Origin of the sequence: Floridaenema evergladense BLCC-F167 (genome assembly GCF_041929205.2) — a bacterium.
Lineage (GTDB): Bacteria > Cyanobacteriota > Cyanobacteriia > Cyanobacteriales > Aerosakkonemataceae > Floridanema > Floridanema evergladense.
Genome location: NZ_CM171625.1, coordinates 1433479 through 1451551 on the forward strand (window position 1 = coordinate 1433479; position 18073 = coordinate 1451551).

17 protein-coding genes and 4 pseudogenes are annotated in these 18073 nt (G+C 40.3%); 12 read left to right on the plus strand and 9 right to left on the minus strand.

Going from position 1 to position 18073, the window contains the following annotated elements:
- Positions 1-4 precede the first annotated feature (4 nt).
- A complete protein-coding gene (locus ACE1CA_RS06700) occupies positions 5-331 on the plus strand; it encodes a tyrosine-type recombinase/integrase (RefSeq protein ID WP_413278610.1) in 327 nt (108 codons plus the stop codon).
- Between the two features lie 136 nt (positions 332-467).
- On the plus strand, positions 468-2687 hold the full coding sequence (locus ACE1CA_RS06705) for a hypothetical protein (protein WP_486517696.1): 2220 nt from the start codon (positions 468-470) through the stop codon (positions 2685-2687).
- 220 nt (positions 2688-2907) lie between these two features.
- Here ACE1CA_RS06705 and ACE1CA_RS06710 read toward each other — a convergent pair.
- A pseudogene (locus ACE1CA_RS06710) lies at positions 2908-4117 on the minus strand (IS1380 family transposase).
- An 84-nt stretch (positions 4118-4201) separates the two neighbouring features.
- On the opposite strand from ACE1CA_RS06710, the pseudogene ACE1CA_RS06715 reads away from it, so the two are divergent.
- The 3 genes and pseudogenes from ACE1CA_RS06715 to ACE1CA_RS06725 all read left to right on the plus strand — a co-directional run.
- Positions 4202-4441 (plus strand): annotated as a pseudogene (locus tag ACE1CA_RS06715) (hypothetical protein); the annotation flags it as partial.
- A 75-nt stretch (positions 4442-4516) separates the two neighbouring features.
- On the plus strand, positions 4517-5182 hold the full coding sequence (locus tag ACE1CA_RS06720) for a type I restriction endonuclease (RefSeq protein ID WP_486517697.1): 666 nt from the start codon (positions 4517-4519) through the stop codon (positions 5180-5182).
- 123 nt (positions 5183-5305) lie between these two features.
- Positions 5306-6043: a nucleotidyltransferase domain-containing protein gene (locus tag ACE1CA_RS06725; protein WP_413279661.1), complete on the plus strand. Its 738-nt coding sequence runs from the start codon at positions 5306-5308 to the stop codon at positions 6041-6043.
- 170 nt (positions 6044-6213) lie between these two features.
- Here the strand turns inward: ACE1CA_RS06725 and blaOXA are convergent, their stop codons facing one another.
- Positions 6214-7083, minus strand: coding sequence for a class D beta-lactamase (blaOXA, locus tag ACE1CA_RS06730; RefSeq protein ID WP_486517698.1), 870 nt, complete (start codon positions 7081-7083; stop codon positions 6214-6216).
- 212 nt (positions 7084-7295) lie between these two features.
- On the opposite strand from blaOXA, the gene ACE1CA_RS06735 reads away from it, so the two are divergent.
- The 4 genes and pseudogenes from ACE1CA_RS06735 (at position 7296) to ACE1CA_RS06750 (ending at position 9522) form a co-directional block, all read left to right on the plus strand.
- Positions 7296-7646 (plus strand): ArsR/SmtB family transcription factor, encoded by a 351-nt coding sequence (locus tag ACE1CA_RS06735; RefSeq protein WP_413280983.1) that lies wholly within the window; start codon positions 7296-7298, stop codon positions 7644-7646.
- Positions 7647-7678: 32 nt separating this feature from the next.
- Positions 7679-8191, plus strand: a complete 513-nt coding sequence (locus tag ACE1CA_RS06740; RefSeq protein ID WP_413280982.1) for an SRPBCC domain-containing protein — start codon at positions 7679-7681, stop codon at positions 8189-8191.
- Between the two features lie 268 nt (positions 8192-8459).
- Positions 8460-8666: pseudogene (locus ACE1CA_RS06745) on the plus strand (hypothetical protein); the annotation flags it as partial.
- A gap of 16 nt (positions 8667-8682) precedes the next feature.
- Positions 8683-9522, plus strand: a complete 840-nt coding sequence (locus tag ACE1CA_RS06750; RefSeq protein WP_413280980.1) for an SWIM zinc finger family protein — start codon at positions 8683-8685, stop codon at positions 9520-9522.
- A gap of 373 nt (positions 9523-9895) precedes the next feature.
- On the opposite strand, the pseudogene ACE1CA_RS06755 reads toward ACE1CA_RS06750, so the two are convergent.
- Both ACE1CA_RS06755 and ACE1CA_RS06760 read right to left on the minus strand, forming a co-directional pair.
- Positions 9896-10315: pseudogene (locus ACE1CA_RS06755) on the minus strand (PIN domain-containing protein).
- A gap of 2 nt (positions 10316-10317) precedes the next feature.
- The gene (locus ACE1CA_RS06760; RefSeq protein ID WP_413280979.1) at positions 10318-10548 is read right to left on the minus strand and encodes a hypothetical protein; all 231 of its coding nucleotides are present in this window, start codon (positions 10546-10548) and stop codon (positions 10318-10320) included.
- 81 nt (positions 10549-10629) lie between these two features.
- Between ACE1CA_RS06760 and arr the strand changes: the two genes are divergently transcribed.
- Positions 10630-11046 (plus strand): NAD(+)--rifampin ADP-ribosyltransferase, encoded by a 417-nt coding sequence (arr, locus tag ACE1CA_RS06765; RefSeq protein WP_413280978.1) that lies wholly within the window; start codon positions 10630-10632, stop codon positions 11044-11046.
- A gap of 56 nt (positions 11047-11102) precedes the next feature.
- A complete protein-coding gene (locus ACE1CA_RS06770) occupies positions 11103-11480 on the plus strand; it encodes a hypothetical protein (RefSeq protein WP_413280977.1) in 378 nt (125 codons plus the stop codon).
- A 292-nt stretch (positions 11481-11772) separates the two neighbouring features.
- Here the strand turns inward: ACE1CA_RS06770 and ACE1CA_RS06775 are convergent, their stop codons facing one another.
- On the minus strand, positions 11773-12885 hold the full coding sequence (locus tag ACE1CA_RS06775; protein WP_486517970.1) for an IS630 family transposase: 1113 nt from the start codon (positions 12883-12885) through the stop codon (positions 11773-11775).
- Between the two features lie 103 nt (positions 12886-12988).
- Here ACE1CA_RS06775 and ACE1CA_RS06780 point away from each other — a divergent pair, with 103 nt between their 5' ends.
- Complete coding sequence (locus ACE1CA_RS06780) at positions 12989-13843, plus strand: hypothetical protein (RefSeq protein WP_413281858.1); 855 nt, start codon at positions 12989-12991, stop codon at positions 13841-13843.
- A 389-nt stretch (positions 13844-14232) separates the two neighbouring features.
- Here the strand turns inward: ACE1CA_RS06780 and csb2 are convergent, their stop codons facing one another.
- The 4 genes from csb2 to cas7g all read right to left on the minus strand — a co-directional run bounded on the left by csb2 (position 14233) and on the right by cas7g (position 18072).
- Positions 14233-15909, minus strand: a complete 1677-nt coding sequence (gene csb2, locus ACE1CA_RS06785) for a type I-G CRISPR-associated protein Csb2 (RefSeq protein ID WP_413281859.1) — start codon at positions 15907-15909, stop codon at positions 14233-14235.
- A complete protein-coding gene (locus tag ACE1CA_RS06790; RefSeq protein WP_413281860.1) occupies positions 15909-16343 on the minus strand; it encodes a hypothetical protein in 435 nt (144 codons plus the stop codon). Before ACE1CA_RS06790 ends, csb2 begins: the two co-directional genes overlap by 1 nt.
- A gap of 95 nt (positions 16344-16438) precedes the next feature.
- Complete coding sequence (locus ACE1CA_RS06795; protein WP_486517950.1) at positions 16439-17551, minus strand: IS630 family transposase; 1113 nt, start codon at positions 17549-17551, stop codon at positions 16439-16441.
- A 44-nt stretch (positions 17552-17595) separates the two neighbouring features.
- On the minus strand, positions 17596-18072 hold the full coding sequence (gene cas7g / locus ACE1CA_RS06800) for a type I-G CRISPR-associated RAMP protein Csb1/Cas7g (RefSeq protein ID WP_413280499.1): 477 nt from the start codon (positions 18070-18072) through the stop codon (positions 17596-17598).
- Between the last annotated feature and the right edge of the window lies 1 nt (position 18073).

An 18073-nucleotide genomic window follows, 5' to 3' on the forward strand; every position in this document is an offset into this window, starting at 1 on the left:
AAATGTGATTATTCCGGCTCAAACTTGGACGGAGTTGATGACTATGGGGAAAGATAGTAGTCCCAACGATCCGGTGTTTGAAGGGAGGAGAAAACGAGCGATTTCGCAAACAGAAATTCGCCGGATTATTCAAGCAGCAGCAGAACGAGCGGGAATTAATAAAAATGTCAGTCCCCATTGGTTGTGGCATTCCCACGCTACTCATGCGGCAAATCGTAACGTGCCGTTGCCGTTGATTCAGAGTACGCTGGGACATACAAATGTAGCTACTACTAGTACTTATTTGCACGCTCGACCAAATGATAGTAGTTCGCTTTATTTGCCTCGTTGATGAGGAATTAGTAGCTCTGGTATTAGAGGTAAAAATTCGGATTCAACAAGTAAGAACATTGTCTGTTGAATACTAGTTGTAAATCTTATCTGCTTTGAGAGAGATTTAGAAAATTTATTAGCTGTCAATAAATACCATGACCAAATTTGATGCAGCTACCGCCGAATGTCAACAACTTGCCCAAGCATATTATCAATTACCAACAGTAGAGCAAAAAATTATTCAATTATTCGCCGTTATCTACGAACCGATAAACCGAACAGCCTTCCTCACTTGTTTGAATCAAAGCGGGTGCAGGAATGAAAATGGGAAAGCTTTTATCGACTCAACTTTAAAACTACATATTGATAAATTACTGACGGCTGGCTTATTGATTCAAGAAAGAGGACAAGGGCCACAATGCCATCGCTTACTAACAGAAATAGCAACTCGCCATGCCGTAAAAATCGGAACTTTTGAAACACTAGCCACAATAACACAGGAAAGAATACCCATAGCTAGAAGTTACACCAGCGGCCCCAGATATTTTCAAAATCAACGTCAATTTATGCGCGAACTTCGTATTGGTATATATCGCCAAGACCTCAAATTCATGAATCAAGTAGTAGAAGATTACTATAAATATGCTAATAAAGATAAGATAGTAATCAATGATATTTTTAACCAAATTTTTTACCAACCCTTTGATGCAGATTGGTTTAGTACCTTAAATCAAGAATTATATGAAACTGCTTTATTAAGCATTTTGAGAAATGCAGTTTTTAAATGTTATCCGGTTGAAGAACCATTGGCAATGCTCAAAGCAGAATGTACAACTTCCGGGCAACATTGCTCGGATTATCTCCAATTAATTTTGACAGAACAATTGTTACTACGCGGTTGTCTGGAAGAAGCTCAACAGGCATTAGAACGAATATCAGATAACTATCAAGATAACGCCGCTCCCTTTTGGGCTTGGTTATACTTTTTCCGAGGTGAGAACGAAAAAGCTCTGACAATTTACACAAAAACTCTCACAGCACTTAAAAAAGCTGTGGGGAAAAACCAAGCTTATTTCAAAACTATACCTGGAATATTTTTCATTTTGGTCTTGTTAAAAGATGGTTCGTTAGTAAGCTTAAAAGAAGCCGAAGAATATGTGAATTTAATGTATCGTCAATCAGAGCCTTGGCTGAAATCTATTTATCCGCAACTGAAAAACTTACTCCAGGTGCAACAGGGTAATATTGCCCAAAAAAATTTGATTACTAGCGCCGATATTCCTGCCTTAGAGGAAGGCAACAGTTTAGCAACATTGTTATCTTCCCTTTGTCTTTACTGGGTAGATGCGGATAGAGCAAAAAAGCGTTTACCTAAATTGTTAGAAGCGTTATATCAACAAGCAGTAAAATCTAATTATCAGTGGTTGGCGATGGAAAGTGCCGAACTTTTATCGCGGCTCAAACCTCACAGTAGTTATAGCATACAAGCAGAAATACTACGCTCTGATAGCGGCATCCAGAGCATAGTAGATACGATTCGCTCATCTGAACCTTGGGAACTTTGCTTGAATGCCCTGGCTAATATTTATAAAGAACCAGTCGCACCAGTCAACACTCAAACAGAACTACGTTTGGCATGGTTTATTACCTTTTCCCCCAGCAAATGCCTCCTACAACCTCGCGAGCAAAAAATGAGTAAAAGCGGATGGGGTAAAGGTCGTCCCATTGCTCTCAAAAGGTTGAGCAGTAATTTAGCAGAATTTGACTATATCACACCCCAAGATATGCGAGTTTGTAGCTATATCGAGAGTTATTTAAATGGAAGTTACGGATACCGAGATAAAACCGATTATCGATTCAATGAAAAAGCGATTTGTGCATTAATTGGACATCCCTTAGTATTTTGGGAAGATGCACCAAATACTCGCGTTGAAATCGTTAAAGGAGAATCGGAATTAATTGTTAAAAAAGGGAAGCCAGACCGCTTAATTTTAGAATTTTCGCCAAAACTACCAACCAACCAAGACTTCTTAGCTATTAAAGAAACTCTCACTCGGATTAAAGTAATTGAAATCAATGCCGAACACCGACGGATTGCCGAGATTATTGGTCAAGGAAATCGCTTAGAAGTACCCGCCTTTGCCCAAGAACGAGTCCTAGCAGCCATCAAAGCAGTTTCTAGCATAGTTACAGTACATTCAGACATTGGTGGGGAGTTTTCCATTGCCCAAGAAGTACCAGCCCAAACAATACCTCATCTTCAATTATTGCCTGCGGGTGTCGGGTTAAAAGTAGCATTATTATCTCGTCCTTTTGCCCAAGGTGGTTCCCCCGCATTTCTCACAAACAATAAAAAATCAATTTACATGACCTGATGTAAGACTTTTTTTTGATACATCATCAATTGAAATTTAGGTAGGGAAATAAGTTAAGTATAATTCAGGATTTATCAAGATAAAATAGTTACTCTATTTATCTTAGTACTGAAATCGAAATGCTGTGTTCATAAAATTAAACATTACAAAACCGGGCTTAGATAAAACCAAGCCAAAGTCTCATTAATTAGAGACTTAGAAAATGCACCTTGACTTTAGATTAAGCGGTATTTGGGAGCATTTTTAAGCATCTGTAAGCAGCAGCAAAGATATGTTTGTACGGACAAGAGCTAGTAATCGCAACTAAAATTCGCCCGGCGCTTACAGTAATCAATGCGCCTAGTTTTAGTAATTTAGTACGAATAGTTCCGACTTGAGCGTTTTGTAGTTCCGTCTTCGCTAAACATTGTTGACGCAATGCGTTCATCAAAACGTAAGCCAGAGAAGAAAACCATAATCTTAATTGATTTCCAGCGAATGTATGGGTGCTGGTTCTATCACTAAAAAGTTCAAGTTGTTGCTCCTTAAAGCGATTTTCCATCTCGCCTCGCTTACAATATTTTTGCGTGTAGACTTGAGCAGGAGGTACTTTATTGGTAGTTAGTGAAGTAACCACAAAACGAACCAGTCTGCGATTCACACCATGTCATGATATCGTCTCTGGAATAGGCACTATCTCCTCGGACTAAAATCTGGACATTACTCCATTTCTCACGAATTTGTTTAATAATTCTCTGTAATTCTTCTAAAGCCCCGGCTGCTGGATCTACATTTGAAGGTCGTAGCTTGGCTGCCAATAAGTGTTTTCCACAAAAAATATATAGTGGAGTATAGCAGTATCCTGCGTAATAAGTATTGAAGAAAACTTGCTCCTGATTACCATGTACTAAATCATCAGTTACATCCAAATCTAAAATAATTTGTCGTGGTTCTTTGGAGTAAGATTCTAGAAATATCTTCACAAATAGACTTTCAATTTCTGATGGAGAATGCCCAATTTTATGATAACGATTGTCTGCTCCTTGTTCTAGATCATCAGGACAATGTTCGAGACGGTTTAATGTACTTTTTCCGGCTAAAATCACTGGCTCATTTTCTCTACCAATTCTTTTTCCTAATGCTATAGCAAACATTGGCTCATGACGTAATTCCTCGTGATCATTTAAGTCTTCATACCCCATGACCAGACCGTATATCCTTTGTGTAATTAAGCTTTCTACTGTATGGTCAATTCGATTTGGTTTTCGGTAATCTTGGAAACACTGTGCAAACTGTGATGTTATTTGTAGTTTTCTGTCTATTTCAGCAATTAAACTTAATCCGGCATCCGATGTTACCTGTCCACCCTGGAAATTAACTACAACTGGGGGCGATTTTGGTTGCTCAAATTTGAACTGTTTTGGGAGTGAGCGCGAAGCTTGTTGGGTCATACTTTATAACTGCTGAAATCCTTGCTATCTATACATTTTAGCAGGTTTTTACCCCCTTTTTCTCAGCGTTTGTGAGAAATCCGGGTTTTACCAGTAGCAAGCGAACAGCATCCTAATATTACTATTTTACGTACTATTTGGAGTGCAGATGGTAATTCGTTAACGCTGTTTTTGAAGGATACAACATTTGGTGATGGGGAATTTTTAGCTGGATTTATGGCTGTATGCGATCGACTTTTTGAAGAAGACTTTTTCCTAGCAATTTTGTATCATGAATGGTTCATAATTAAACCCGAATCAATTTCAGTTTCAGGAACTAATTAAGGAGTTAAAAAGTTTTTGGGTTATTTGCTTATGATTAAATTAATTACATCAAGAACTTTTTTAAGAGGCAAACAAATGGTTCAAACATTGGCAATCTCAAAAGAGATGACTTCGATGGCTGCGGTGTACAAACGGTTCAATCTAGCATATACCACTGACGATCGCTTTTTCACTGAATGGTTTGAGAACTTACCAGAACTAACGGATGCAGATAGAACAACTCTAGCGCACCTTCAGCAACGCTTTTTTGAACATCGCAATCGAGGCTCTTTACCAGAAGGGACGGTGGATAAGCTAATTGTATCGCCACTTCTCGATTTAGCAGGATTGTACGACTCCCGCTTTACCATTCGCACTGAAGCCTTGATGGAAATTTCGCTCGCACAGCCAGATGAGTTGCTCTCTGGACGCATTGATACGCTGATTTTACAGGAGCAATTTTGGATCTTGGTCATTGAAGCCAAAAATACAACTCTTTCGCTATCAGTTGCTATCCCCCAAGCCTTAACCTATATGATGGCTGCTCCACAGGTGGTTGACACAGCCACTTTTCGGGAGCCTCGTCCGGTGTTTGGACTAGTTACCAATGGTGATGAGTTTCGCTTCATCAAACTTCTGAAACAATCCGAGCCAAATTCCCAATTTGATTTGTCCGATATCTTCTCTTTATTGCCACCACAAAGGAGTAAATTACAACAGATTTTACAGGTGTTAAAGCAATTGAGCAATTCGATCGCTTAACGTTTGATGCTCTTTTATAAAAACAGTTACCACCCAACGTCGGCGCATTAAAGTCGAGCGAGATTTGCCGATGAAAGAAGAATATCGAGAATTCATGACTCAGTTTCTTTAGTGTTTATCGTTATGGATACAATTAAGGCTCAACTTTTATCGATCGTTCAAAATCAACCTTACCCATTATTGTTCGCCACAATTAGTGGTTCACATTTGTATGGTTTTCCTTCCGCTGATTCTGATTACGATTTGCGGGGAGTTCACATTTTACCGCTGCCAGATGTGATTGGATTGATTACTGGGGAGGAAACAGTTGAAATATCGCAAATCCAAAATGGTTTACAACTGGATTTAGTAACTCATGATCTCAAGAAGTTTTTCGAGTTATTACTTAAGAAAAATGGCTATGTTTTAGAGCAACTTTACTCGCCGCTAGTTGTGTATACTACGCCAGAACATGAAGAGTTAAAGCAGATTGTTCGAGGTTGTATTACACGGTTTCATGCTCATCATTATCAAGGTTTTGCTCAAACACAGTGGCGATTATTCCATAAGGAAAAACCCTCGCGTGTGAAGCCGTTGCTTTATGTTTACCGAGTTTTACTAACGGGAATTTATCTGATGCAAACGGGAGAAGTTCAAGCGAATTTGGTAACGCTTAATCAGCATTTTCAGTTACCGCAAATTCCTGATTTGATTGCTTGTAAATTAGCTGGCGTAGATAATGATTTAGCATTTCATCAACAAGAGTATCATCGGTTGTTTCAGGAATTAGAAGAAGCTTCTAACAATAGCCATTTACCTGATACAGCTTCTGGAAAAGATGCTTTACATCAGTTGTTGATAAGAGTAAGATTAGCACAGTAATTGCATCGGGTTTTTGGTGATGTTCGATTCTTTGTTGCAGTAAATATTGGTAAGGAGTTGTGCCGAGCGCTAACTTAAATTGATGGCTAAAATGAAGCAGTATTGCTGACTTTTGCTTTGTGAGTTCGCGCAGCGTGCCGTAGGCATATCGCTCAATCAAATTCTAAGCCTTAAAGTAACCCTAATGCTTTGAGACTGCGACGAGTAATTTCTAACCGTTTAGGAGCATCATTAGCACTCGACATGGCTAGGTTTGTTGCAAAGAAATAAACGTTATTATTTTGCTGCAAATAACCGACAAACCAGCCAACATTCAGCTGAGTATTATTAGCCCAACCTGTTTTTCCCCTTAAAGTATATGTCGGTGTACGCTCGACAATCATAATATCTTTAACTAAATCCAAAGTGCGTTCCGAAAAGGGAAGATTGTTACCTTCAAGTTGTCGCAGAAATTCGATTTCTTGTTTCGGTGTAATTTGCAAAGGGCCTTCTAACCAAAAGCGATCGATCTTTTCCTCTGTCCCAATTTGGCGATTACCATATCCTACGCGAGCGATAAATTGTTGCATTCGCTGATGACCAATTTTCCGGGCTAAAACTTGGTAAAACCAAACAGTTGAATCCTTAAAAGCTTGACGTAAATTTGTATCTCGATTCCAAGCAGGTATTTCACGTTTAATCCCATCCCAGGTTAAAACTGCAACGTCATCTGGAATTACACCAGTTTCTAATGAGACTAGCGCATTGAAGATTTTAAATGTGGAAGCAGGGAGAAAAGCTGTTATGTTTCGAGATGGATTGTGTTCGTAGAAACGGGCGTTATTTTTGTCATAAATTACTATTGAACCATCAACACCTAAATCTCGAAATGATTGTCCCAAATCAATCTGTTGAGCTATCATCAAATCTGATGAAGCTGAATGTATCGGCATTCTATATCCACTGACGATTAGTAGAACAAAGCAAACTAAAATCACTATTAAGCTCGTCAGAAAACTTTTCGAGAATTGTTGCCGAAATTTACGAATGATTGACTGCATAAATCATCTCCTCACCAGAATATCCACTAGAACCTGTGGTAATACAAACTGAACAACGATCGTTTCGGAAAATCTGCCAGTAATACCCGATCGCTCCCAGATGGCTCCAATTTCTTGCCCTTTCCACCTCAATTGGTACTTGACATTCTCGACTAGTACATTTAACCTAGTAGTTAATTAACTGCGCGGTTAAATACAGTCCCAATCTTAAAATGTCCACCGATCGATTAAGCGTCACCCTAGCTGCCCTTGCAGATCCGACGCGGCGTGCTATCCTCGCTCAACTCAGACAAGGCGAAGCATCAGTAACAGAGTTAGCCCAGCCTTTCGAGATGAGTCTGCCCGCGATTTCCAAACATCTCAAGGTACTAGAGCGTGCTGGATTAATCGAAAGAAGTCGGGAAGCGCAATGGCGACCCTGCCAAATCAAAGCCGAACCGCTCAAGGAGGTAGCGGACTGGCTGGAGCAATATCGCCAATTTTGGGAGGAGAGTTTCGATCGCTTGGACGACTATCTACAACAATTACAAGCCGAAGAAAATCAACAAGATACCGAGAATTAGCCTGCAATCGCTACATTTACTGGAGAAATGAAATGTTGAAACCACATGGCTACAGTCAAACTGGGTCCGATCGTCAAATCATCATCACTCGCATCTTCAACGCACCGCGAGAACTGGTGTTTCAAGCTTGGACTCAAGCAAAACATATCGAGCAATGGTGGGGACCCAAAGGCTTTACCACTCGTGTTACGGAACTAGACTTGCGTCCGGGTGGTCGATCGCGCTATGTGATGGTTGGCCCAGATGGTACAGAGTATCCAGTTACAGGAGTTTTTCGGGAAGTCTTGCCACCAGAACGCATTGTCAGCACTGATGAATTTGATCAAGGTTTCGAGCAGGTGAGCAACTTTGACTTACCTCAAGGAATCGTGATTACAGTATTATTTGAAGATCTTAACGGTAAGACTAAACTCACACTTGAAATTGTGCATGAGTCGGCACAGGAACGCCGCAAGCATGAAGAAATGGGCGTTGTTGCTGGATGGAATTCTACCTTCGATTGCCTTGAAGAGTTTCTGGCAAAGCAAGTTCAAGATCGACACTGAACCGTCGAAGAACTCCTGCAATCAGTAACATGATAGTGTTGGGCTGATTGGGAAAAAAATGCCTGGAAACCAAGAGTTTTTCGACAACCCAGAAGTGTTAGCTAGGTATCTTGCACATCGCGATCGACCTGATAACCCCAATAATACGCTCGAACGTCCAATATTTTTGGAACTAGCAGGAAATCTCAGCAACCTAGACATTGTTGACTTGGGATGTGGGAATGCTGACTTTGGTCAACAAGCTCTGCTTCAAGGGGCGCACTCTTGTGCTTTTCGGATTGGTCAAAAGAAGAATGTGTTTGTACATAAGTTTGTGGCGATTGGAACTTTGGAGGAACGGATTGACCAAATGATTGAGGATAAAAAGAAGTTGTCTTCTTCAGTTGTTGGGACTGATGAATCTTGGTTAACCCAGTTGGATAATGAGTCATTTAAACAGTTGATTAGTTTAAATAAGGCGGCTATTTTAGATTAGAAGGAAGATTGAAATTATGGCTCAGTTTAGTCGAACATGGTGGGGTAAACGTTTTATTGCTGCTTTAGAGAAGTTTAGCGACCCAGCTAGATTGGGAAGGGGACGTTCTTATGCTAGTGGGGGAAAGATTCTAGATTATCAAGTAAATAAGAATAAGATTACTGCGACTGTAAGAGGTTCTATTAATCACTATTATGGGATTCATAAAGAGCCTAGATATTCAACTACAATTGAGATTAAGGCGATTAAGGCTACTCAATGGTCGCAGGTAATTAAGGTTTTGTCTTCGCGAGCAAGTTTTGTTTCTAAGTTGTTGATGAATGAGGTTCCAGATAATATTGAGTCGGTATTTTCTGAGTTAGGGTTGCATCTTCTTCCTTACAGTGAAAGGGATTTTAAAACTAATTGTTCTTGTCCTGATTGGGCGAATCCTTGTAAACATATTGCTGGGGTATATTATTTGGTGGCTTCTCAACTTGACCATAATCCTTTCCTATTGTTTGAGTTAAGGGGTTTGTCTAAGGAGGATTTACAAAGGGAGTTATCTAAGTCTCCTTTGGGAAGGGTGTTATCTGATGAAATTGCTGTTAAAGAAACTTCTTTGTCTGCTGCTAGTTCGTACTTTCCACCTTTGGAAAAGGTAGAGGTGGCGCAGGAGGTTAATTCGCGGGAATTTTGGTTGGGGAGTAAGCGATTACCTGCAAGGGTTGAGCCTATTTCTTCATCTAGTTTACCAGCTATTTTGATTAAGAAACAGGGAGATTTTCCGGCTTTTTGGCATGAAGATGTTTCTTTTATTCAAGTGATGGAAGAGTTGTATGAACGGGTGAGAACTAAAAATAAGGATATTTTTTGATTTGTTGTTGTACTATTTCATCAATCGATTCATTAACTGAGGGAAATAGTGCTTGTTGAGGTTCTAATGCGGCAATTTGTTGGAGCAGTTGGGTTCTTAAGGTGATGTTATCGTTTGTCAGATTTAGCTTTTTTTCCTATTTTAGGCTATTCTTGTTGTTTGACCCAAAGCTTCAATAGCTTGCAGATAATCTATATCGTGTGAAATCACCAATAAAGCACCTTGATAATCGTTGATTGCATCTATCATTTGGCATTAGCGATCGCTATTTCATGCTTCTGCTTCAGTTTACTAGCTGTAACTTCTGCTTTCCGTTTATATACTCCTGCAACAATTCTGGTAATAATTATCAACATCTTAAAGAAAAAGCCATTTAGCTTTTTGACTCTGAATTGAGCCAGTTTTCTACTTTTAAATTAGGAACGCGGGAAAATTCCCGAATATTGGCGGTAATAACTGTTAAATTTAATGTTAAGGCATGGGAAGCAATTAATAGATCGTTACCGCCAATTGGGGTTCCAAGCTGTTCTAATTCGGTACGAATTTCGGCATAATATTGCTCTACGGGTGGTATCAGAGGGAGGATTGCTATACTATCTAATATGATTTCTAGTTTTTCTAAAAGTTTTGGAGAGTTCTTTTTTTTGGCTCCAAATCTTGATTCGCAAGCTACGATAATACTTGTACAAATTGTATCTTCGCCGACTTCTTGAATTTTTGAGTAGAGCGTACCTCAGGGGTTTTTAATTAATTGGGAAATGATGTTTGTATCTAACAAATATAAATAATTCATTTTTACAATTCGATATCATCTAAGGGTAATAATCCTGCGTCTACATTGGCAAAGTCTTCGTCTAATGGTTCCAGGGTGGAAAGGGTTTGGAGAAGGGATCTTTTCTGGATGGGGGAAATGATGGCGAAGGGAATCCCATTTTGGATGATGGTGAGGGGTTCGCCTGTTTTTTGAGCTTGGTTAATTAAGTTTTGGATTGTTTCGGGAAGTTCTGCAAGAGTAATTTGTGTCATGGTGAGTTTTGATGTTCAGGGATGAGAATTTGGCACACATCTATAATTTACCTGCGATTTAAATAATGGAGGAGCGAGCCAATGGCAGCGATCGACAACCTGAATTCACAGCGTTTCTATCATGGCACGAAGGCCGACCTGAAGCCGGGAGACCTAATTGTACCCGGCTATAACTCTAACTACGGTAAGAGGAAGAAAGCGGTCTATGTCTATCTGACCGCTACCTTGGATGCGGCTACCTGGGGGGCTGAACTAGCTCTTGGCGAAGGACTCGGCAGAATTTACATTGTGGAACCAACTGGCTCGATTGAAGATGACCCTAATCTGACAGACAAGAAGTACCCAGGAAATCCAACGAAATCATACCGCTCTCGGAATCCGCTTCGAGTCATAGGAGAGGTTACAGATTGGCAGGGACATTCCCCCGAACAGGTTAAAGCCATGAAGGACAACCTGGAGCGACTTAAGCAACTTGGTGTTGAGGCGATCGAGGACTAAGTTCGACTCGTCCATCTAATAAACAATGCACTCCAACCTATTTTTTAATTAAATTTATGGCAGAAAATATCGCAGAAATATTGGGGACAGCGATCGCTGAATATACGCCGAATGCTATCAAGTTTTGCGGTTTGTCCTTAAAAACATTACAGCAGATTCTTCAACTGGGATACACCACACCATCAGCAAGTTTTAATGCAACACCAACTGTGGGTTCATTTATCGAATTTGGACAGAAATGCCAAAAAAATGGGGCAACAGCAACGTTTGATGGCATAGCATTTCCTGACAAACAAACACCGGATTTAGTTGTTGATGCCATAACAGTTATGGGCGTAAAAGACTTAGATTTTGCAGGTGAATTCGTGCGATTTGTTCGCGGTTGTGATGAAATGGAAATAAACTCTCAAAAATTATATGCCTGGTGGGATTAATGCAGAATTTAAGGAACCTTAATTTCATGTTTAAATTAATGTTTAACTGTTACGCTAGGACGGTTACTGGGTTACTAGTTACGCAATAAAAACTATCTTTATTGCGTAACAAAAGTAGTTTTTTATCTTCATTTTATGGCGATCGGGCAACTTTGGCAATTCGCTAAACACTACATCAATAGCAGCTTTAATTTGGGCAAAACTAAAAAATTTTATCCAATACCTGCTATTGCTCCAACTTGCGTTGTGAGCAGGAAGTTTAAATTTTGAGCTATGATAAGCTGTTAAGCATTTAAACAGGGATAAGAGCATTACCTTTATTTTTAAGTTTTCGCTCCCATTTAATAATTAACTGTCCTTCATTTAAAAGTTGATGCAATAAATATTCTAATTCTTCGATTGATTTAAATAGTCGATTAGCAATAAATTCTTTTGCTGAATGCCAAACTAATTCAATTAAGTTATAATCCGGGCTATATTTGGGGAGAAACTCTAAATGAATATTGGGCATTTCGGCAGCAATTTTCTGGAGATATTCAGCTTTTTTGTGGAAACTAGCATTATCTAGAATTATCACTATTTTGGCTCCTTTTTCCGCAAATTCATCGGCTTCATTGCCAGCAGCTACCCATTCAGCAATCAATTCTTGATAAAACAGTTTTAGCACTTGATAAAAACTTTCTGAATTGCTTTTATCCAGAAACTCCACAAACCTTTTCTTGTCGGAATACCTCAGCCCTCCCATTACATTAATCCGACCCTTTCTTCGCTCTCCCCTCACCTCTTTTCGGCTACCTTTCTTACACCAATTCTTTCTTTTTATCACGCTTAAACTAAAACCGCTTTCGTCCCAAAACCATACTTGTAAACGTTCTGGGTTATCTTTTTCTATTTTTAAATATTCGGTTATCTTCTTTTTAAATTCTTTTCTTTTTTCCGGCTCTCGCTTTCCCTCTAAGCTGTACTTCGCCCAGAGGTAAACGAACTTTTTTTTCTCTAATATTCTCCTAACTTGCGACCCACTTAATTTTATTCCTGTCGTTTCTGCTAAATATGTTGCTAATCTTTCTGCTGTCCATCTGCCAAATTCGTATCCTAATTCTTTGGGTTCTTTATCTACTGTCTCTAATAATATTTCTCTATATTTATCTGTGGCTTTTTGATGATTCCCCTTCATCCTTTCATCCACTAGGCTTTCCAGATTATCTGGATCTCCATGTACGCACCAATAAGATACTTTATTTATTGAACAGCCCAGAAATTCCGCTATTTTACCTTGAGTTTTTCCATCATTTAGCAACAGTAACATCAGAATTCTTTCTCTAATGTTTCCATTTTCTTCATCTTTTAGGGCTTTTTGTAGCTTCTCTACTTGTTCTAAACTCAGATGATTCTTTGCTGGCATTCCCTGACTCATTTTGCTCGGTTGACTTTTCCATTTTACCCTATTTAAATGATTAACAGCTTAGCTGGAAAAAGCCCAAATATTAGGGACTAACTTTTTATTTATGACCAGCGAACCACAGCCCACCGAACAGAAGACTACATTATTTCAAGCTATTGGGATTTTACCAGGGAAAGTCAGGTTGGACTCCCAAAACAACAGAGCATTTATCAAGATACAAGGGAAGGAGTATCCCTTGAAATACGCACCTCATAACAAAGGGATGAGAGCTTGGGATGCACTAAAACTGGAACTAGGAGAAAACGGAACCAAAGAATTAAGGCTAACGGTATATCCCCAAGTGTTGCATTTTCCGGGGCGAGATAAAACACACATATTAGGATTCTCACTTGTAGGATTTGCACCTATAAATGGTGAGGATAATTCATCTGATAAGGATGTGTTTGCTGCACAAGATTTTGAGTTTAAGCTTTCTGGATTGTGGCAATTCATTCCTGTATGTAAAACGCCGTGCATTTCAATTTTTAGGAATTTTAATGAGGAGACTAAAACTAGAATTAAAGTGCTAGACTCTGCACGAAAAGTTCGATTCATGAAAGCGCAGCATCTTCCATTAATTTGGAAAGATGCTGTCGTACCACCATTCCGATTCAATCCAAAGCTTGAGAAGGAGGAGCAGGGTAAGCGTTATTTTGTGGAGATAAAAGCACGGTTTATCCCAGGTAGAGATATGTTTGGGTTTGAATCGTTGAATGGGATACCTACCGAGGAGATACCACCACACTTCAAACCTGGTAAGGCATTGAAGGCAGAAGCACTGGAATTTAAGAAACAGCAGCGTAAGGCTAAAGTGGAAGAAGCGAAAAACATTAATGAAGTAGGAAGTTCACCACCTACTGTCACTGATAAGCCCAAGCCTGCGATCAAAAAGAAGGTTGTAGTGCAACCTCCAACTTAAGGAAATGGTGCGATCGCTCGCACTTTGGATCGCACGCAACTTGAGTTAATAGCTAAGTAGACTTTATAATCGAACCAGTTAAATTTTCGTGAACCGAAGCGAGAGCAAAAACTCTGGGGAGTTCACGAAAATGGCTAGAACCTTGACAAAGAAATAATTACAGCTTTTAGATAACTTTGCTTATTGCATATTTATAGCAGTAAGCAGGGCTGGAAAGCTCCAAAAAATGCGATTCCCGAAAAATGGCTTGAAAACCCTTAACATATTTGGGTTTTGGTTGACAGAGTTACACCGCATCTTTTAGGTGCGGCTCCATTGAAGCCTGCGTTCTGATTTATCACAATACGCTAACGGCACCACTTACACCGCACCTTTAAAGTGCGGCTCCATTAAGCAATATCAGCAGGTACAAACAACCCCAAGCCAAAGTGAGCCGCATAGCCAAGAGCGATCGGCCCTGCTTGTAGTTCGGCAAACTCAATTTCTAACCAGTAACCGCGATCGGACTCCTTTTTCCCATTACCTTGGTAACGCCGACGTTGAAACGCTTGCCAGTTATAGCCGCTGAACTTTCTCCCCGCTTCCTCACTCACGCATCTTGCCTTTACCAAAAGCTTGCCATCATCCCGTTGATAACCCAACCAATCTGCTCGATCGCCCGGACACTGAATCTCAACGTACTCATCCAAAGATAGCTGCTGATTCAAATGGTTGAGCAACTGCTTTAACAAACGCAGTGTTTGATGCTCTGGGCCATCAACTTGAAAAGATGTCCCAGGAATATATTTGGGTTGACCTCGGCGATCGCGTTTTGGATGACGGGGCAGCACTAGCGGCGTTAGACTTTGCCATCTGCGACTTTTCCCCACCAAAATCGAGCATCCTGGTTCTTGTCTTTCACTGCTATAGTCCTCCGTTCGTCCAAGCGCAACCAAGACAGTTTGCAGATCGAACCCTTCCCTTCCCCAAACCTTATTGAGTTTAGACAGCGCCAAAATTGCCTGTTCTCCAAAGCCCCCAGCCGCATAGACAACAACATGGTCGATTTTGCCTCTTTGATTCACCTCCGGTAAATACCAGGCGTGCTGCTGTCCCACCGCAGGCTTCCCTTTGCCTTCCTCATCTAATTCATCTGGCTGGCGACCGCTGAAGATTGGATCTACCAGTCCGTCAGCATCCCTACTCTTTGCCATCAGCGCCTTCCGAAACCTTTCTCCCAAAGAAACTGCTTCCGTTAGATTGGGCAGCACATTAGAAGAAAGTGCAAATCGAGCAAACGTTGGTGCTTGAAGCATATAGGGCTGCGATCGCACCAACTGACGTTCTGCCTGTTCTAACTCATAGATAACCCAACGAGTACCCGGAATCCCATTCCAACCCTGTCCGTGTAAATTCGCAATATCAAGTTCTAACGCCTCCAGAATGTCAGCTGGTGCTTTCCACTTTGCTTTTCCTCTTTTCGGCTTGGGTAAAACCGCCAGTGCTGCTTGAAAACCCTGCAACCCTTCATAGGTCAAGGGTGCTAAAACCTCAAGCCGCTTCATGTCGGGGTTTACTTTCTCATCCTTGAGGGGATTCGCATTACAGTTTTGCTGGTCTTTCACTACTTGAATCTCAACCCAAGACTCCGCCCGACCCAAGTAACTCACCTGAGAGCAAAGCTGCTGAAGTAACTGCTGTTCTGGCTGGCTCAACTCAACTTCAGACCATACCACCTGAATTGCTGCTTCCGAAGACATTGCCCCACCCGGTAAGACATAAAAGGTATCAAAAACTCTGGTTGTCGTGGCTTTACCTTCTTTCCAAATCGGCATATAGTGCCGAGTGTGAGCGGCAGTATATTCCGGCAGGACATAACTGGGAAGTTGGTTGGCTAATTTAGTTACTAATTGTTTCATCAGAACGCGATCGGGTTGCTCTGGCAGGCGGTAATAAGCAGAAACCAACGCCCGCAAAATTCGCCAGGGTGAGGGGGGCCACTCGACAATCCCTTCATTCACCTGATGATTCCAGGGTGTACCATGATAGCGACCCGTGAGGAATTGAATCGAAAGTCCTACACTCATTATTTCTTTTTGCTCTCCTCAGCCTGGTACTGAACAACCGTTATGGGAGGATTAGCAAAGGCTGAAGCTGCTGCTTTAACTAACGAGGGCAATGCCTTAGCTAGTTCTGCATGACTGGGGAGTTCAAACCCCCCTGGACGCTTGACTTCTGTGATAGTTGCTTCTAGATCGCAGGCAGTTCGCAGGCGCAAACCGCGATCGAGGAAGCGTTGGATTTTGTAGAGGGCGATCGCAATCAGTAAATTTTCTACATCAACCCCTAAGCGATAGCCGCGAATTTGTGCTAAATCCAAGCTGAAATAAGCCGTAATTTTTTCAGCCGTGTACTCTTCCCGGTGGTAGGGTACATTTCCATAACCTTCTCCAGCACCACCTTTATCCTTTGCTTTCCCGGTGGCATCAACCCGATCGTGCTTAACACCACCTGAACTCACAATTGAGACATTTTTGGCTTCAATAAAACCAGAAAGTGTACGGGCAATTCTTAAAGCACCAGCAATTTTTTCAAAGAAAATAAGCTGTTAAGCATTTAAACAGGGATAAGAGCATTACCTTTATTTTTAAGTTTTCGCTCCCATTTAATAATTAACTGTCCTTCATTTAAAAGTTGATGTAATAAATATTCTAATTCTTCGATTGATTTAAATAGTCGATTAGCAATAAATTCTTTTGTTGAATGCCAAACTAATTCAATTAAGTTATAATCCGGGCTATATTTCGGGAGAAACTCTAAATGAATATTGGGCATTTCAGCGGCAACTTTCTGGAGATATTCTGCCTTTTTATGAAAACTAGCATTGTCGAGAATTATCACTATTTTGGCTCCTTTTTCAGCAAATTCATCGGCTTCATTGCCAGCAGCTACCCATTCACCAATCAATTCTTGATAAAACAGTTTTAGCACTTGATAAAAACTTTCTGAATTGCTTTTATCCAGAAATTCCACAAACCTTTTCTTGTCGGAATACCTCAGCCCTCCCATTACATTAATCCGACCCTTTCTTCGATCTCCTCTCACCTCTTTTCGGCTACCTTTTTTACACCAATTCTTTCTTTTTATCACGCTTAAACTAAAACCGCTTTCGTCCCAAAACCATACTTGTAAACGTTCTGGATTCTCTTTTTCTATTTTTAAATATTCGGTTATCTTCTTTTTAAATTCTTTTCTTTTTTCCGGCTCTCGCTTTCCCTCTAAGCTGTACTTCGCCCAGAGGTAAACGAACTTTTTTTGCTCTAATATTCTCCTAACTTGCGACCCACTTAATTTTATTCCTGTCGTTTCTGCTAAATATGTTGCTAACCTTTGTGCCGTCCATCTGCCAAATTCGTATCCTAATTCTTTGGGTTCTTTATCTACTGTCTCTAATAATATTTCTCTATATTTATCTGTAGCTTTTTGATGATTACCCTTCATCCTTTCATCGACTAGGCTTTCTAGATTATCTGGATCTCCATGTACGCACCAATAAGATACTTTATTTATTGAACAGCCCAGAAATTCCGCTATTTTAGCTTGAGTTTTTCCATCATTTAGCAACAGTAACATCAGAATTCTTTCTCTAATGTTTCCATTTTCTTCTTCTTTTAGGGCTTTTTGTAGCTTCTCTACTTGTTCTAAGCTCAGATGATTCTTTGCTGGCATTTCCTGACTCATTTTGCTCGGTTGACTTTTCCATTTTACCCTATTTAAATGATTAACAGCTTACCATGCAATAAACAATTTAAATCGTATTTAGCCAGAACTGTAGCCAATCTATGAAAGTCCACTGGTGTTTCGGGAGCAATCTCAAGTTCAGCTTGAATTTTCTCGAATAAAACAGTTTTTTTCTGTTTAGTTCCCATAATGTAGGGGGAGTTCAGCCGATGCGCTTCTAATAGCGAATTTGTCAAAACTTTATCGCCCTGCTTAACTACTACATAAGGGATTCCGTTCAGAGGAGCAACTACATCTTGATTTGCTTCATCCCAAATGGTATTTTCTAACCGATTCGCTACACTTTGAGCCGATTCTAGTAGTAGCATCGGAGTGTTACTGCCTGGAAGTTGATAGGTTGCTGGCCCTAAATCAGGAAAGCCTGTAGGTTGAAAGCGACTACCCTGTAAAGGTTCAAGGTTCGCTTCAATCAATAGTCTAGGATGGTCTTTAAGAGCAGTAAAATCCATT

Excerpts from the sequence above, each read along its gene's own strand:
- ACE1CA_RS06705 (WP_486517696.1), top strand. The coding sequence starts at position 468 with ATGACCAAATTTGATGCAGCTACCGCCGAATGTCAACAACTTGCCCAA.
- ACE1CA_RS06720 (WP_486517697.1), top strand. The coding sequence starts at position 4,517 with ATGGTTCAAACATTGGCAATCTCAAAAGAGATGACTTCGATGGCTGCG.
- ACE1CA_RS06725 (WP_413279661.1), top strand. The coding sequence starts at position 5,306 with ATGGATACAATTAAGGCTCAACTTTTATCGATCGTTCAAAATCAACCT.
- blaOXA (WP_486517698.1), bottom strand. The coding sequence starts at position 7,083 with ATGCAGTCAATCATTCGTAAATTTCGGCAACAATTCTCGAAAAGTTTT.
- ACE1CA_RS06735 (WP_413280983.1), top strand. The coding sequence starts at position 7,296 with ATGTCCACCGATCGATTAAGCGTCACCCTAGCTGCCCTTGCAGATCCG.
- ACE1CA_RS06740 (WP_413280982.1), top strand. The coding sequence starts at position 7,679 with ATGTTGAAACCACATGGCTACAGTCAAACTGGGTCCGATCGTCAAATC.
- ACE1CA_RS06750 (WP_413280980.1), top strand. The coding sequence starts at position 8,683 with ATGGCTCAGTTTAGTCGAACATGGTGGGGTAAACGTTTTATTGCTGCT.
- ACE1CA_RS06760 (WP_413280979.1), bottom strand. The coding sequence starts at position 10,548 with ATGACACAAATTACTCTTGCAGAACTTCCCGAAACAATCCAAAACTTA.
- arr (WP_413280978.1), top strand. The coding sequence starts at position 10,630 with ATGGCAGCGATCGACAACCTGAATTCACAGCGTTTCTATCATGGCACG.
- ACE1CA_RS06770 (WP_413280977.1), top strand. The coding sequence starts at position 11,103 with ATGGCAGAAAATATCGCAGAAATATTGGGGACAGCGATCGCTGAATAT.
- ACE1CA_RS06775 (WP_486517970.1), bottom strand. The coding sequence starts at position 12,885 with ATGCCAGCAAAGAATCATCTGAGTTTAGAACAAGTAGAGAAGCTACAA.
- ACE1CA_RS06780 (WP_413281858.1), top strand. The coding sequence starts at position 12,989 with ATGACCAGCGAACCACAGCCCACCGAACAGAAGACTACATTATTTCAA.
- csb2 (WP_413281859.1), bottom strand. The coding sequence starts at position 15,909 with ATGAGTGTAGGACTTTCGATTCAATTCCTCACGGGTCGCTATCATGGT.
- ACE1CA_RS06795 (WP_486517950.1), bottom strand. The coding sequence starts at position 17,551 with ATGCCAGCAAAGAATCATCTGAGCTTAGAACAAGTAGAGAAGCTACAA.
- cas7g (WP_413280499.1), bottom strand. The coding sequence starts at position 18,072 with ATGGATTTTACTGCTCTTAAAGACCATCCTAGACTATTGATTGAAGCG.